This window comes from Mycobacterium sp. TKK-01-0059 (assembly GCF_000709305.1).
GTDB lineage: Bacteria > Actinomycetota > Actinomycetes > Mycobacteriales > Mycobacteriaceae > Mycobacterium > Mycobacterium intracellulare.
In genome coordinates, this window is the sequence record NZ_KL446993.1 from 2,652,211 (window position 1) to 2,667,056 (window position 14,846).

A 14,846-nucleotide genomic window follows, 5' to 3' on the forward strand; every position below is an offset into this window, starting at 1 on the left:
ACCCGTTTGCTCCAGGGAGTCCAGTTGGCCGTCGCACGGCGCTACGACACGCTTCTCGCCAAGGGGGAGGACCGCAAACAGCGGATCCTCGACGTCGCCCAACGCCTCCTGACCCGCAACGGCTGGCGCAGCACGACGCTCGCCCAGATCGCCGGCGAGGCCGGGGTGACCCCCGCGGGCCTGCTGCATCACTTCGAATCGAAGGAGCAGCTGCTGCACGCCGTGCTCGATGCGCGCGACCTCGACGACGACACCCACGCCGACCGAACCGGCGACCTCTTCGACCAGATCACCCAGGTCGCCGACCGGTTCCACCGCGCCCCCGAGCTGGTGGGCACCTTCACGGTGCTGCTGGTGGAGAACATCCTCCCCGAGGCGCCGCTGCACGACCGGATGCTGGCCCGGCACCGCGCCGCGACCGACATCGTCGCCGACCTCATCCGTCGCGGTCAGGCCGATGGCCGGTACCGCGACGACATCGACCCCGCCGTCAAGGCAGTGGAAATCCTCGCCTTCGTCCACGGAATGGAAACCACATGGTTGCTCGATCCTTCGATACCGCTCCCCGAGGTGTTCAAGCAGTACGCCGAGACACTGGCGCGGGACTTCGCGCCCACGAAGAAACCCGCGACGACATGAGATACCGGCTCGACGTCGTCGCCGCCACCGTCATCGACGTGGTGCGCTTCGCCGGCGGCTGGATCTTCGACCGGTCGATGGCGGGATGGGACGTCACCGTGCTGGTCGCGGACCACCCCGACGTCCGGCCCCTGCAGATCGTCGGCGCCCGGGTGCTCGACCTCGAGGACGCCCTGACGTCGGTGCGGTCGCGTCCCCGACCGCAGGCCCTGGCCGCCGCGGCCGACCTGTTCGGCTGCGATCCGCGGGTGCGTCAGGGCGTGCTGCAGGCCCTCGATCACGGCGTCACCGAGGTCACGCTGTGGGGGGAGAACTGGCCGTCCGAACTCGACGAAAGCGTCGGACTGGTGCAACACCAGCTGAGCATGGCCGCCCAGACGTTCAAGGCGCAGGCCCTGGCGGCCGCGTCGAATGCCGCGGGCGCCCCGCAGCGTCCCGTGGCGCACGTCGAGACCTTTCGGAGCGGTCTTTTGGCGTGGCCGTCGGTCGCCGCCGATCTGGTGCCCGCCAGCTGATTCGGCGTGCCGGGGGCCCGCACGACGGCTCGACGTGCCGCCCGTCTCGGCGCGCGGACGGGACCCCGCGTTGACGACCACCGCGCCCTATGGAAATGTAATGCTCATCTGCGAGAGGCACGTTCTCACTAGCCGAGATTCAAGGAGCAGGAGATGACGAAGGAATTCTCCGAGTTGGACTTCTTCCGCGGCAGCGAGCTCATCGCGGACCCGTACCCCTACTACGAGGCGCTGCGCCAGCGGTGCCCCGTCACGCGGGAAAGCCATCACGACGTCACGATGATCACCGGCTGGGACGAGGCGTGCGCGGTGCTCAACGACGCCGAGACGTGGTCGTCGTGCATCTCCGTGACCGGCCCGTTCCCCGGCTTTCCGGTGCCGCTCGAGGGCGACGACGTCACCGAGCTGATCGAGCGGCACCGCGACGAACTGCCCTTCAGCGACCAGTTGCCCACGCTCGACCCGCCGACCCACACCAACCACCGCTCCCTGCTGATGCGGCTGATCACCCCCAAGCGCCTCAAGGAGAACGAGGACGCGATGTGGGCGCTCGCCGACCAGGCGCTCGACGAGTTTCTGGCGCCCGGTCACGGCGAATGGATCAAGGGCTTCGCCGGCCCCTTCACGCTGCTGGTGATCGCCGACCTGCTGGGCGTGCCCATGGAGGACCGCGACAAATTCGTCAAGGGCATCCGCGAGCACTCGGGTGGCGGCGTCGGCGGCACCGGCAAGGAATCGCTGGCCCACAGCCCGCTGGAATTCCTCTACGGCCTGTTCTCCGATTACGTCCGCGACCGCCGGAGCGAGCCGCGTGACGACGTGCTGACCGGCCTGGCCACCGCCACCTATCCCGACGGTTCGATCCCGGAGGTCGAAGACGTCGCGCGCGTCGCCAGCAACGTCTTCTCGGCGGGCCAGGAGACCACCGTGCGACTGCTCGGTGCGGCCCTGCAGACGCTGGGCGAGCGCCCCGACATCCAGGCGCAGCTGCGCAAGGATCGCAGCCTGATCCCGAATTTCATCGAAGAGTCGCTGCGCCACGAGAGCCCCGTCAAGGGCGACTTCCGGATGAACAGGCGACCGGTCAACGTCGGTGGCGTCGACCTGCCGGCCGGCACCACGGTGATGATCGTGCAGGCCGCGGCCAACCGTGACCCGCGCCGGTTCGAAGACCCCGCCACGTTCGACCCGGCCCGCAAGAACGCCAGGCAGCACATCTCCTTCGGCCGCGGAATTCACAGCTGTCCCGGCGCCCCGCTGGCGCGGGCCGAAACCCGGGTGGCGATCGAACGGCTGCTCGACCGCACGACGGACATCAGGATCAACGAGGAAGTCCACGGGCCCGCGGATAACCGTCGCTACCAATACGTTCCGACGTATATCCTGCGTGGCCTGACCGAACTGCACCTGGAGTTCACGCTCGCATGAAGGTCTGGGTGGACGATCAGCGGTGTCGCGGTCACGGGATGTGCCTGACGCTGTGTCCCGACGTGTTCAGCCTGACCGACGACGGCTACGCCGAAGCGATAGATTCCGACGTCCCAACGGAATTGGAGGCCGACGCCCGGGAAGCCATCCAGTGTTGTCCCGAGCAGGCGATCAGCGAGAAGTAACTAATCCACAGGCAGGCAAGGAGATTCGGAGTGGCAAAAGGTTATGTCATCCTGACCGAGGCGATCAAGGACCCGGAGGGCATGAAGGCGTACGCCCAGGCGGCCGGATCGGCGATGAGCGGCGCCACCATTCTCGCGGTGGACACTGCGCCGAAAGTCATCGAGGGCGACTGGCACGGCGACCAGACCGTCGTCCTGGAATTCGAATCGGTGGATGCCGCCCGGGCCTGGTACGAATCCGAGGGCTACCAAAAGGCGGCGAAGCTGCGCCAGCAGGCCGCCGACTGCAACGCGGTCATCCTCTCCGGATTCTGATCGCTACTCACCGACGATGGAGATTGCCTGCCGAGGGCATTGACGGACGGCCTCGCGCACGTCCGCCTCGTTCTCCGGGGTGACTTCCTCTTGGTGGACGGTCAGCATGTCGTCGTCGCCGAGCTCGAAGATGTCCGGGTTGATGCCCATGCAGACACCGTTGCTCTCGCAGAGTCCCCAGTCGACTTCGATCTTCTTCGTCATCGTGGCCCCCTTTAACGAAGCACCTTGACGGGCACGTTCTTCCAGCCCGCCACGTTTTGCATGGTCACCCGTTTGCACCCCGCCAAATTGACCTCGTAGCGCGGCATGAAGTCGAGCAGCCGCTCCAGCGCGATCCTGCTCTCCAGGCGGGCCAACGCGGCGCCCAGGCAGCTGTGGATCCCGTACCCGAGTCCGAGGTGCTGCGCCTCGGTGTGGTCGCGCTCGATGTCGAACGTGTCGGCGTTGGTGAAGGCATCCGGGTCGCGGTTGGCCGCGGCGCCGCACAGGAACACGGGTTTGCCCGCCGGAATGACGCCGCCGCTGACGTGGGCCTCTTTGAGGGTGTAGCGGACGTTGTATTGCACCGGCCCCTCGTAGCGCAGGAGTTCTTCGACCGCCCCGGGGATCTTGTCCCGGTCCTCCTGCAGCTTCTGCCACTGGTCGGGGTGATTGGCGAAGATCACCGCGGCGTTGCCCATCAGTTTGGTGACGGTCTCGGCGCCCGCTCCGCCCAGAAGGGTTGCGAATCCGCAGATCTCGATGTCGTCGAGCTTGCGCAGCTGGCCGTCTTCGCCGGGGATCTCTGCGGCGATCAGCCGGCTGATCATGTCGTCCTGCGGCTCCTGGCGCCGTTCCTGGACCAGGCTGAAGTAGTACATTGCCGTGTCGATGTTGGCCTGCACCCCGGCCTCGCTGACCTCGATCTGGCCCGGCTCGTGGTGCAGGCTGGTGTCGATCCAGTGCCGGACCTGCTGGCGGTATTCCTCGGGCACACCGGCCATCCGGGTGATGACCTCCACCGGGAACGGACCGGAGAAGTCCTGCACGACGTCGAAGTTGTCGGGATCGACCGCGCCCAGGTACTTGTCGATCACCTCGATGATCGTCTCGCGCTGCGATTGGATCGCCCGGGGGGTGAACGCCTTGTTGAGCAGGCTGCGCATGTGGCGGTGCTCGGGTGGATCCATGAAGATGATCGACTTCTGCTCGGGGGCAATGCCCCGCCGCACCATCGCCAGGTCGCAGCCGCGCGCCGACGAGTACGTCTCGAAGTCTTTGAACGCGGCCGCCACGTCCTCATGGCGGGTCAGCGCGTAGAAGTCCTCTTTTTCGTCGTAATACAGGGGCGCGTCTTCGCGCATCCGCCGATAGATGTCGAATGGGTTGTTGAAGTAGTCCTCGGAGTATGGATCGAAGACAACTTTCGGTTTTGTCACTGAATCCTCCTCAGCGGCGGGGTCGGGCTGAAACCTTTACAGCGGAGTCCCCGACTGTAACGCTAACGGTAATACCTTCGTGACGAACCGGAAAGACCAAAACGCTGGCATCTCAAACCAACTTCGCGGTGTCGATCGCCGTGATGACGTGATCCAGCGCGCCCAGGTCGCTGCCCAGTTCCGCCGCGATATCGCGGACCACGGCCACGTCCTTGCCGACGAAGTCGCCGGTTACCTCGATGAACTCCGCGACGGACCCGCCCGCCGCGACGAGGTCCAGCACGCGACTGGTCGCGCTGCCACGGCCCAGGGCGCTCAGCAACGTCGATTCGGGCACGCCGAGGCGTTCGCCCAGCCGGATGGCCTCCGCGAGCAGCCCGATCTGTGCGGCGAAGAGGGCGTTGTTGACCAGTTTCACCTTCTGGCCGGCGCCGGCGGGCCCGACGTGCAGGACCGGATCGCCGTAGCAACCCAGCAGCGGTCGTACCCGGTCCACCGCTGGTTTGGCACCGCCCACGAACAGCGTGAGCCGGCCGGCCGCGATGTCGTGCGGGCCACCGCTGACCGCGGCGTCGACGACGTCGAGGTGATCGGCGCGCGCGGCGATGGCCTCGATGGTGTTGGGGCTGGCGGTGGTGTGCACCACCAGCGTCGATCCCGACGGCATGGCCGGTAGGAATCCGCCGTCCAGGCACACGCGGCGCACCTGTTCGTCGGTGAACACGCAGAGCACCACCACGTCGGCGTGCGCGCCGGCGTCGGCGGCGTCCGCGACGACGCGCGCGCCCAGTTGCTCGAGCTCGCGGCGCTTTTCGGCGGTGCGGCCCAGGGCGTGGACGTCGTGACCGGCCGCGACCAGACGACCGACCATGGGGCCACCCATCCGCCCCGCGCCGATGAATCCGACCCTCAACGGGGGTGCTCCATCAGCGTCAGCGCCGCGTCGGCCGCCGCGAGCACGGCGCCGCCGTCGGCCCCGGCCTGGTCGGCAAGGTCGACGACCAGCCGGACGTCCTTCTGTAGCAGCCCCCCGGCGACACCGGCCAGCCGATCCAGCCCGCCGATGCCGCCAAGGGCATTGAGCGCAAAGCTGTTTCCACTGCTGCGGGAGACGACCTCGGTGAGACGCTCCGGGGTGACACCCAGCGCGTCCGCCAGCGACAGGGCGGTGGCCGCCGTGGCGAGGTTGGCGGTGAACAGCAAGTTGTTGAGCAGCTTGGTGGTCTGCCCCGAACCCAGCTCGCCGAGATGAACCACCGGATCGGCATAGGTTTCGAAGACCGGGCGGCAGCGCTCGACGGTCTCGGTGTCACCGCCGGCCATCACCAGCAGGCGGCCTTCCGCCGCCGCTCCGCCGCCCCCGCTCACAGGCGCGTCGACGATCGACACACCGACGGCTCCAGCCCGCTTCGCCAGCTCGCGACACGTCTTGGGGTGCACCGTGCTGTGCACCGCGATGATGCCGCCCGGCTTCATCGCCGAGAGCAATCCGCCTTCGCCGCCGGTGAGCTCGTCGATGTCGGCGTCGCCGACGACACAGAGGCAGACCAGGTCACTGGCCGCGGCGAGTTCGGCCGGCGTACCGGCGATCTGGGCCGGGGTGTCGGCGAACGCCTCGAGCGTCGCGGGCCGGCGCGCCCACAGCGTGGTGGCGTAGCCGCCCTCGGCGATGCGCCGCGCCATGGGCCCGCCCTGACTGCCCAACCCGATGAACCCGACGCGCATCAACCGGCCTCCAAATCGGGTTCGTCATCGGCCGAGCGTGACACCTCAGTCACGTTCGGGCCCGACGGTGACTGTGCTGTAACGTTCGGCGAGTCGGACGAATCCGACCGGGCCCTTATGCATTCGTCCGCGAACGCCAGAACCGTGGCGTGGTATGCGGGCGCCGTGTGCCCGAGGCTGATGTTGTGTCCCGCATCGGGTTGCCGATGAACGCTGAACCGCGGTGTTGCGGAGAACAGCTCCGCGATCTCGTCCATCGCCGAAGCGTCGTTCTGCCAGACCTTTTCGTGCTCGGCGATGCTGAACCGCACCGGCACGCGTATGGCGGGGGCGAGCGTCGGGAAATCTTGGCGCGCCCAGTTCGATACCATCTGGTCTTCGTAGGACGGGGCGGTCGGGGAGACCGTCGCGCCGTTGAGAACCTCGGGCGGATAAAGGCTTTCGGGTTGCCACAACAGCTCACGCAGTCCCGCGGGACGACGTTCGCGCGTCGCCGTCTTCAGGATGTCGCGGGCCGCGGGGTGATAATGCCGGCCGGTTCCGGCCAATTCGATGCCGAGCAGATCCGCGCCGCGCCCGTCGGCCGCCATCCGCATGACGAGTTCGCAGCCGCCCGAATGGCCCATCAGAAACAGCCCGGCGCCGCGCGGCTTCTGTCCGAGGATGCGATTTACCGCCCCGTATGCGAGGTCGACTCGTTGCTCGGGCCGCGCCATCGCCTCCGGATAGGGGGCCGAGCTGCCATAGCCGGGCCGGTCGAGCGCGACGACGGTGAATCCCGCTGCGGCGCCGCTGCGTAACAGTGAGGACGACGGGTGGCCGGGGCAATCGAAGTAGACGGCGGTGGTGCCGCCGCCGTGGATGGCCACGATCACGGCCTTCGGGTCGGCGGCCTCGGCGACGATGGCCGACATCGGCACCCCGTCGACGATGACGAGTCGAGGGCGGGGAGTGTTCACGTGCCGGACCGCAGCAAAATCACGCCGCTGGGAGTGAGGCCGCCGCTGCTGACGACGCCGACGCGGGCACCGGCGACCTGGCGATCGCCGGCCTCTCCGCGCAGCTGGGTGATCGCCTCGTGCATGAGTCCCATGCCGTGGGTGCGGCCGTGCGAAAGCTGGCCGCCGTGCGTGTTGAGCGGAAGCTGGCCGTCGCGCGCGATGTTCTTGCCGCCGTCCAGGAATTCCTTGGCTTCACCGATTCCGCAAAATCCGAGCCCCTCGATCCAGGACAGGCAGTTCATGGTGAACCCGTCATACAGCTCGGCGACGTCCACGTCGGCGGGTCGCAGCGAGGTCCGCGTCCACATGTGCGCCGCCTGACCCAGTACCTGTGGCTCGTGGGTGAGAGTGCTTTGGTCCCAGTCGATTCGCTCGATGATCTGGGTTCCCACCGCCTCCACCAGCACGGGCGGCTTGGCCAGGTCGCGGGCGGCGTCAGCGGCGGAGACGATGACGGCGATCGCGCCGTCGCAGGGCACGTCGCAGTCGTAGAGGCCGAAGGGCGTGGTGATCGGCCTCGCCTCGAGGTAGTCCTCCATCGTCATCGGAGAGCGGTAGATCGCGGTCGGGTTGAGTTCGGCGTTGGCGCGCTGGTTCAACGCGATCCAGCCCAGCGTCTCCTTGGTGGTGCCGTAACGGTGAAAGTGCCGCTGCGCGTTCATCGCCAGGGTGTGCGCCGCCGAGGTTGCGCCGAATGGCATCTGCCAGCCCGACATTCGGCCCATGGACGGGGCGATCTTGCCCTGCTTCATCAGCTCGCCGTGGGTGGCTTCCCACAGCGTCCGGAAACACAGCACGTGACGCGCCAACCCGCAGGCGACCGCGAGCATCGCGGCGATCACCGAGCCGCCGGGTCCGAACGTTTCCATGGCGCCGTTGTGCCATGTCGGCCGGATGCCCAGCGCGGCTTCGAGAGCGGTGACGCCGCCCTCCCCAAAGCCGGCGACATTGATCGCGCCGGGGTAGGTGGACAGGCCGTCGATGTCGGCGTACGTCAGGCCGGCGTCGGCGATGGCCGCCTCGCACGCCTGCACGGTCAGCGCCAGCGGCAGCTGCATCAGCCGACGCCCGATCGGCGACATGCCGATCCCGGTCAGCGCGACCTTGTCTTCGAACTTCTCCGTGGTGAGCATGGGCCGGACGTGCTCGCCGAAGCGCTCGGGTGCGATCTCGTCGGTGGGCAGGGCGGCGGGCTCGGCGTCGGGCACGGGCCGAAACAGCGGGAACCACACGTCCTCGACGTGTTCGAAGACAACCTCGACCTGCTGGCCGAGTTCGAGCTTGTCGGGATCGCACTCCACGATGTTGGTGGTCAGGCGAACCCGCGGGTCTTCAGCGATGGCGACCTGGGCGACCACGTATGGCGCCGGCAAGCCGGGCAGGCTGAATCGTTCGTTGATGGTGAATCCGGCGAGGCTCGCCCTGCCCGAGACCGCGCGGACCCCCACATCCAACGAGCGGCAGTATCGGCACACCGGCGCCGGTGGGTGGATCAGCGCTTCGCAGCTCTTGCATTCCTGCAGCCGGAGCTTTCCGTCGGCGCCCGAGGTCCAGAAGAATTCGTTCTCCTGCGTGACCAGGGGCAATGGGCGGCCGGGTGCTGCTGACACGTCACCTCCGGTGCGTCGCACGGCCAACTCGGTAGGGCCGTTATACGAATCGGAGAATCACGTTATCACCTGCGAGCAGGCACGATCTAGACCGCTCCTGCCGTGCGAGCGCCGTCAGTACGGCACCCAGGTGCCGGTGAAATAGGTACCCCATTGGTGGAAACCGGCATTCCACATCGGTTCGTTCGGTGACCACCATGGCCGCGGCGGAGGAGGCGGCGGCACGTCCTGCGCCGCAAACGACGGCGCGTATTCCGGCGGAGCGGTGTACCAGTCCGGCAGTGGCGGCGGCGGTTTGCACTCTTCGGTCGTCCGATTCCACGACATGTTGCGATCGCACTCCGCGGAGCCGATCGCCGGCGTGGCGAACATCCCGACCGCCATCGCCGCGACGGCGACCGCGATGCCGGCGGTCAAACGACGAACAAACCACTGCATGGTGGGCCTCCTATTGGGGCCTTTCCGACGTTGGCGGGTTTCAGCTTATTGCGTCGGACGCTATGCTCCAAGCGCGATATCAAGTACTTAACATTGCGAGGCCTGGTTGCTCGAAGCGGAGAAGATCCTGATCACCGGGGCGACGGGCAAGATCGCGTTTCCCATCGCGCGCGCCCTGGCGGCAGCGGGAAACGAGGTGTGGGGCGCCGCGCGCCTGAAAGATGCGACGGCGCGGGAAAAACTCGTCGAGGCCGGCGTCAAACCCATCGCGCTGGACGTCGGCGCCGGCGAGTTCTCCACTCTCCCCGAGGATTTCAGCTACGTCTTTCACGCGGCGGTCGACCCCGGCGCAGAAGACTGGGGCCGCTGCGTCGAAACCAATGCGCAGATGTCGGGCGAATTGCTCTACCACTGCCGCGCCGCCAAAGGCTTCGTGTTGTGCTCGACCGGGTCGATCTACGCGTACCAGGGACAGCGCCCCTTGACGGAGGCCGACCCGCCGGGGGTGCCGCTGCGCGCCAACTACAGCTTCTCCAAGGTTGCGGCGGAGGCGGTTTGCACGTGGATCGCCCGGCATTTTCTCATTCCGCTGACCATCATCCGGATCTGTTCGACGTACGGGCCGCAGGGCGGGGCGCCCGCCGACCGCCTCGATGCGATGCTGGCGGGCAAGCCCATTCGACTGCATCCCGACAAGCCGAACAACTACAACCCCATCTATGAGGACGACTACGTGGAACTCGGCATCCGCGCCATGGAAGTGGCCGCGACCCCGCCGGTCGTGGTGAACTGGGCCGGCAGCGAAACGGTCAGCGTCGAGGACTATTGCACGTTCATGGGTGAGCTGATCGGTGTCGAGCCCACCTTCGAATACACGCCCGACGCGCACACGCCGCTGTGGCCGGATGTCACCCACATGCACGAGGTGCTCGGTCGCACGAAGGTGCCGTGGCGCGAGGGCTTCCGCCGCATGATTGCGGCCCGTCATCCCGAAATAGCGCTGCCCCAGCACGATTCGACGCGACGGTGAGGACGAACGCGATGCAACTACCCGGCACACCCTCGGACGAGGTCACCGAAATCCTTGCCACGGGTAATGGCGGGATCAGCACCCTGTTCGTGTCCATGGCGACCCGGCACCCCGAGGGCAAGGACGCCGAATACCTGCGCTGGCACACCCTCGACCACCGCCCGGAACAACACCGGCTGGCCGCGGTGCGCGCCTCGTTGCGCCTGGTGTCCACGCCGGCCTGCCGCTCCGCACGCGCGCTCACCGAGGGGCCGTTGAATGCGGTCGACCACGTGATGACCTACTTCTTCGCCGACGTCGCCGGCCTGCACGATTTCAACGAATTGTCCACCGCGCTCGGCAACGCCGGCCGCAAGCTCGCCTTGCTGCCACCGGTGGAGCGCGGCGTGTACGACGTCCAGCACAAGGCGGCGGCACCCGGGATCAAGGCCGGGTCGGACGTCCTGCCCTGGTTGCCCGCGCGGGGCGTGTACCTGTTGGTCGAACGCGGATCGGCATCGCCGGACCCGCTGCTCGACGTCGACGGCGTCACCGGTGTCTGGTCCGCGCTCTCGCGCCGGGTCGACGCCAAACTGGCCAGCGCTCAGGGCAATCAGTCGATCACGTACTGCTTCCTGGATGACGACCCGATCGACACCGCGGAGCGGATGCGACCGGTGCTGACCGACCGCTGGGCCGATGACCGCGTCGAACCCTTGTTCGCCGCACCGTTTTTCGCGGTGGTGCCCTACGAATGGGATCGATATGTCCCCTAGACAGCGAGAGTCGAGGGTCGCATGCGCATCGGTTTGATGGTCGGCTCCGACAAGGAGCGCGCGCGTGCCGACCGGCTGGCCGGGCTGATCGACGACGGGACGGGCGCCGAAAGCGCCGGCTTCACCGCCTTTTGGATTCCCCAGGTTCCCGGCTACCTCGACGCGATGACCGCCGTGACGCTGATCGGGCAGGCGACCGCTCGCATCGAGATCGGGACCGCGGTCGTGCCGATCCAGACTCGCCACCCGATGATCATGGCGCAGCAAGCCTTGACGACGCAGATCGCGTGCGGCGGGCGGTTCACGCTCGGCATCGGTCCGTCACATCATTGGATCGTCAACGGTCAACTGGGGCTGGCCTACGACCGCCCGGCGCGCCTGATGGGCGACTACCTCGACGTGCTGAACGCGTCGTTCGGGGGACCCGGCACCGTCGACGTCGACAACGAAAGCTATTGCGTCCATTCGCCGGTGGATGTCACGGACGCCTACGGCGTGCCCATCTTGTTGTCGGCGCTGGGACCGGCGATGCTGCGGCTCGCGGGCGAGCGGGCCGGCGGCACCATCTTGTGGATGGCCGACGAGCGCGCGATCGCGGACCACGTCGTCCCGCGCATCACCTCGGCGGCGACCGGGGCCGGGCGGCAGGCGCCACGAATCGTCGCCGGTGTTCCCGTCGCCCTGTGCTCGGCCAACGAGGTCGGCGATGCCCGCGCCTACGCCAGCGAGGTGCTCGGACACGCGGATTTCTCGCCGAACTACGTGCGGCTGCTGGAACACGGCGACGCCGAGGACGTCGGCGACACCATGGCGGCCGGCGATGAACAGGCCATCCTCGCCCGGTTGTCCCGCTACCGTGACGCGGGCGTGACCGACCTGGCGGCGCGAATTGTGCCGCTGGGCAAAGATGTTGGCGAGCGGGCCGACTCGCGGCGCCGGACCCAGGACTTCCTGTCGTCGCTGTGTCCGGAGTTGTGATCAGCGCGCCGGCAGGCCGAGGACCCGCTGGGCGATGATGTTGCGCTGAATCTCCGACGTGCCACCGGCGATGGTGCCCGCGTAGCTGCTGATGTAGCGGGCGAACCAGCCGGCGGTGAAAAGGTCGGGGGCGTAAGGGTTGTACGGGGCCGTCAGCCCCTTGGCGCGCAACCCGTCGGCGCCGGCCGCGTCCAGCGCGTGCCGCAGCGCGCTCTGCTCGGCCTCCGAACCGAAGACCTTCAGCACCGACAAGGCGGCGACGTCGACGTCGCCGCGGGCCGCGCGCCCCAGTGCCGCCGAACCGAGCAGCCGCAGCGCGTAGTAGTCCATCACAATGGTGGCGTAGTGGTCTGCGTTCAGCTCGTCGGCCGGCCGGTAGTCCTCGAGCAGTTGCTCGAGCCGGTTCGCGAACGCCATCCACATCAGGGTGCGTTCGTGGCCGAGCGACCCGTTGGCGACCCGCCATCCGCCGCCCCGCGGGCCGACCAGGTTGTCCGCGGGCACCCGGACGTCGTTGAAGAACACCTCGTTGAAGTCGAGCTCGTCGGGGTCATAGACCGAGGCGAAGGGGCGGCGCTGAACCCCGGGGGTTTCGGTCGGGATGAGCAGGGCACTGATCCCCTTGTGCCGCGGCGCATTTGGGTCGGTGCGAACGAAGGTCAGGATGACGTCGGCGTCATGGGCGCCCGACGTCCATACCTTCTGGCCGTTGACCACGAAGTGATCGCCCACCAACTCGGCCTTCGTCCGCAGCCCGGCCAGGTCGGAGCCGGCGCCGGGTTCACTCATTCCCAGTGAGGCGGTCTTGTCGGCCCGCAGAATCGGGACGGCCCAGCGCTGCTTTTGCTCCTCGGTCCCGAAGGACAGCAGCGACGCGGCGATGATGCCCACGCCTTGGGGGTTGAAGCAGTGATAGATCCGGCGCCGCGAGAGTTCTTCGCGGTGCACGAACTGCTGGAGGATGTTGGCGTTGCGGCCGCCGAATTCCGGTGGGTTTCCGGGCAGCAGCCACCCGTGGTCGAACTGGAGCCGCTGCCAGCGGCGCGACCACTCGGGCACATGCGAGGTCGACGAGGGGCGCTCCGCGGCCTGGGCCTCCACCGGCAGATGTTCGTCGAGAAAGGCGACGAATTCCGCGCGGAAGGTTTCAACGTCGGCGTCAAAGGTGAGTTGCATGGTCGTTAAGATTCACGCCCGGAGAAGGTCAACGGGTGAATCCCCATTCGGCTTCGTTCTCTTCGGTTTTGAGATTCTCCGCCGGATCCTCGGCATCGGCGAGTGGCGGCTGGGGGGCGCGAGCGGTGCGCTGACCGATCTCGGTGATCGCGTGCACGGGGCAGTCCAGCAGCGCCCGCATGACCGCATCGCGGTCCGCTTCCGCGACCGTGCCATCGCCGATCAGGGATGCATACCCCCAGTCGTCCAGCGAGAAGTATCCCGGCGCGTGTTTGGCGCAGATGCCGAAGCCGTCGCAAATGGTGCGGTCCAGACGGATTTTCATGCGTGCCTCACAGCTTCCGCCTCGTAGGGGCGCCCGGCGTGGAACGCGCCGCGGGCGCAGTCCGGGCACGCGCCGTCGACGTGCGCGCCGACTTCGTCCGGGAACTGATCGAGCAGGCTGGCGGCCACATTGGTGGCGGCATCCAGGGTCGCGCAGGCCCCGCGCCCGCGCAGCACCACCGACCAGCGTCGCAGCCGCTCGACGTCTTCTGGGGTTGCGGCGCCGTCACGCAGGGCACCGGCCGCCGCGGCCATCGCCGCCGTCCCGTTGAAGCACGAGCCGCACTGTCCGGCGTTCTCGCGGTCGAAATAGGCCAGCACCGACGCCGCCACGGCGACGGGGCAGTCGTCCGTGATGACCGAGATCGCGCCGCAGCCCAGCCCGCTGCCGACCCGTCGCATCGTCTCGTGGTCCAGCGTCGTCTCCAGCACAGAGCGGTTGAGCAGGCCGGCGAAGTAGCCGCCCATCAATGCGCCGCGCACTTGGTCGGCCGGAACGCCGTGCACGGCAAGCAATTCGGTGAACGGCAGGCCGTGGGGAAGCTCGTAGAGGACCGGCGGTCGCCCGGCCCCGGTGATGGTGGCCAGGAAGGTACCCGGCGACAGCGGCGTGCCCTGCGCGCGGAACGCCGCCGAGCCATGCCGCTGCAGGTAAGGCAGGTTGGCCAAGGTCTCGACGTTGCTCACCAAGGTCGGCCGGTCGTCGACGCCCGCCTCGAATGGGCGGGGCGGCTTGTCCGTTGGCTTGGCCGGGCCGCCATTGATCGCGCGGACGGCCGCGGTCTCCTCGCCGGCCACGTAGCCGGCCGGCACGGTCAGCATGGTGATCGGCACGCCGAGCGTGTCGGGGCCCAGTTCGCCCAGCGCGGTCTCGACGCTGTGCGCCGACTCCGCGTCCGACACATAGAGGTAGGCGCGGTCGGCGGCAACAATCGTTGCGGCCAACCGCAGCCCGTCCAAGACCAGGTGCGGACGGTTGCGCAGCAGCCAGCGGTCCTTGATCGACGCCGGTTCTCCCTCTTCGCCGTTCGCGACCACGACGGGGCCACCGGTGTCCGCCATCAGGCGTCCGTTCTCGCGCACCGTCCGCAGTTTCACCGCAAGCGGGAACGCCGCGCCGCCCCGGCCGACCAGTCCGCTGGCCTCCACCTCGCTCAGCAACGCGTCGGTGTCGGTCATCGGGTGATAGCCGCCGGCCTGCCGGTAGGCGGCCAGGTCTTCCCGGCCGGCCTGCTCGGACAGCAGCCGCGGCGAGCACCCGGCGGGGACGGCGGTGGTGGTTGCGGACTGGGTGGTGTTCAAAGCT

Annotated in this window: 18 protein-coding genes; 8 read left to right on the forward strand and 10 right to left on the reverse strand. The window is 68.0% G+C overall.

What is annotated here, in order from left to right; genetic code table 11:
* The first annotated feature begins 24 nt into the window (after positions 1-24).
* From K883_RS12880 to K883_RS12900, 5 genes are all read left to right on the forward strand, one after another.
* Positions 25-639, forward strand: coding sequence for a TetR/AcrR family transcriptional regulator (locus K883_RS12880; protein ID WP_036454641.1), 615 nt, complete (start codon positions 25-27; stop codon positions 637-639).
* Positions 636-1,154: a hypothetical protein gene (locus tag K883_RS12885; RefSeq protein WP_036454643.1), complete on the forward strand. Its 519-nt coding sequence runs from the start codon at positions 636-638 to the stop codon at positions 1,152-1,154. The genes K883_RS12880 and K883_RS12885 overlap by 4 nt, the downstream gene beginning before the upstream one ends.
* Before the next feature lie 153 nt (positions 1,155-1,307).
* Complete coding sequence (locus tag K883_RS12890) at positions 1,308-2,582, forward strand: cytochrome P450 (protein ID WP_020821634.1); 1,275 nt, start codon at positions 1,308-1,310, stop codon at positions 2,580-2,582.
* On the forward strand, positions 2,579-2,767 hold the full coding sequence (locus tag K883_RS12895; RefSeq protein ID WP_008253680.1) for a ferredoxin: 189 nt from the start codon (positions 2,579-2,581) through the stop codon (positions 2,765-2,767). Before K883_RS12890 ends, K883_RS12895 begins: the two co-directional genes overlap by 4 nt.
* Before the next feature lie 30 nt (positions 2,768-2,797).
* Complete coding sequence (locus tag K883_RS12900; protein ID WP_009952166.1) at positions 2,798-3,082, forward strand: DUF1330 domain-containing protein; 285 nt, start codon at positions 2,798-2,800, stop codon at positions 3,080-3,082.
* A 3-nt stretch (positions 3,083-3,085) separates the two neighbouring features.
* On the opposite strand, the gene K883_RS12905 is transcribed toward K883_RS12900, so the two are convergent.
* The 7 genes from K883_RS12905 to K883_RS12935 form a co-directional block, all read right to left on the reverse strand.
* Positions 3,086-3,286: a ferredoxin gene (locus K883_RS12905; protein WP_007777398.1), complete on the reverse strand. Its 201-nt coding sequence runs from the start codon at positions 3,284-3,286 to the stop codon at positions 3,086-3,088.
* An 11-nt stretch (positions 3,287-3,297) separates the two neighbouring features.
* Positions 3,298-4,503, reverse strand: coding sequence for a cytochrome P450 (locus tag K883_RS12910; protein WP_008253682.1), 1,206 nt, complete (start codon positions 4,501-4,503; stop codon positions 3,298-3,300).
* 112 nt (positions 4,504-4,615) lie between these two features.
* Positions 4,616-5,416, reverse strand: coding sequence for an NAD(P)-dependent oxidoreductase (locus K883_RS12915; protein WP_081656307.1), 801 nt, complete (start codon positions 5,414-5,416; stop codon positions 4,616-4,618).
* A complete protein-coding gene (locus K883_RS12920; protein WP_020821636.1) occupies positions 5,413-6,228 on the reverse strand; it encodes an NAD(P)-dependent oxidoreductase in 816 nt (271 codons plus the stop codon). The genes K883_RS12915 and K883_RS12920 overlap by 4 nt, the downstream gene beginning before the upstream one ends.
* Positions 6,228-7,142 carry an alpha/beta hydrolase gene (locus K883_RS12925; protein WP_051197793.1) on the reverse strand — a complete coding sequence of 305 codons (915 nt, stop codon included), beginning with the start codon at positions 7,140-7,142 and terminating at the stop codon, positions 6,228-6,230. Before K883_RS12925 ends, K883_RS12920 begins: the two co-directional genes overlap by 1 nt.
* 41 nt (positions 7,143-7,183) lie before the next feature.
* Positions 7,184-8,839, reverse strand: coding sequence for a thiolase C-terminal domain-containing protein (locus tag K883_RS12930; protein ID WP_036455462.1), 1,656 nt, complete (start codon positions 8,837-8,839; stop codon positions 7,184-7,186).
* 114 nt (positions 8,840-8,953) lie between these two features.
* A complete protein-coding gene (locus K883_RS12935; RefSeq protein WP_020821639.1) occupies positions 8,954-9,277 on the reverse strand; it encodes a hypothetical protein in 324 nt (107 codons plus the stop codon).
* Between the two features lie 106 nt (positions 9,278-9,383).
* Here K883_RS12935 and K883_RS12940 point away from each other — a divergent pair, with 106 nt between their 5' ends.
* The 3 genes from K883_RS12940 to K883_RS12950 are packed head-to-tail and all read left to right on the forward strand — an operon-like array spanning position 9,384 to position 12,040.
* Entirely contained in the window at positions 9,384-10,307 is a 924-nt protein-coding gene (locus tag K883_RS12940; RefSeq protein WP_020821640.1) for an NAD-dependent epimerase/dehydratase family protein, read from the forward strand.
* A gap of 11 nt (positions 10,308-10,318) precedes the next feature.
* A complete protein-coding gene (locus tag K883_RS12945; protein ID WP_020821641.1) occupies positions 10,319-11,062 on the forward strand; it encodes a hypothetical protein in 744 nt (247 codons plus the stop codon).
* A 21-nt stretch (positions 11,063-11,083) separates the two neighbouring features.
* Positions 11,084-12,040 carry an LLM class F420-dependent oxidoreductase gene (locus tag K883_RS12950; RefSeq protein ID WP_008253698.1) on the forward strand — a complete coding sequence of 319 codons (957 nt, stop codon included), beginning with the start codon at positions 11,084-11,086 and terminating at the stop codon, positions 12,038-12,040.
* Here K883_RS12950 and K883_RS12955 read toward each other — a convergent pair whose 3' ends face one another.
* Genes K883_RS12955 through K883_RS12965 form a run of 3 tightly spaced genes read right to left on the reverse strand, consistent with a single transcriptional unit; the run spans position 12,041 to position 14,842 of the window.
* A complete protein-coding gene (locus K883_RS12955) occupies positions 12,041-13,216 on the reverse strand; it encodes an acyl-CoA dehydrogenase family protein (RefSeq protein ID WP_020821642.1) in 1,176 nt (391 codons plus the stop codon).
* Positions 13,217-13,244: 28 nt separating this feature from the next.
* The gene (locus K883_RS12960; RefSeq protein ID WP_008253702.1) at positions 13,245-13,541 is read right to left on the reverse strand and encodes a ferredoxin; all 297 of its coding nucleotides are present in this window, start codon (positions 13,539-13,541) and stop codon (positions 13,245-13,247) included.
* Positions 13,538-14,842 carry an NADH-ubiquinone oxidoreductase-F iron-sulfur binding region domain-containing protein gene (locus K883_RS12965; RefSeq protein ID WP_008253703.1) on the reverse strand — a complete coding sequence of 435 codons (1,305 nt, stop codon included), beginning with the start codon at positions 14,840-14,842 and terminating at the stop codon, positions 13,538-13,540. The genes K883_RS12960 and K883_RS12965 overlap by 4 nt, the downstream gene beginning before the upstream one ends.
* Between the last annotated feature and the right edge of the window lie 4 nt (positions 14,843-14,846).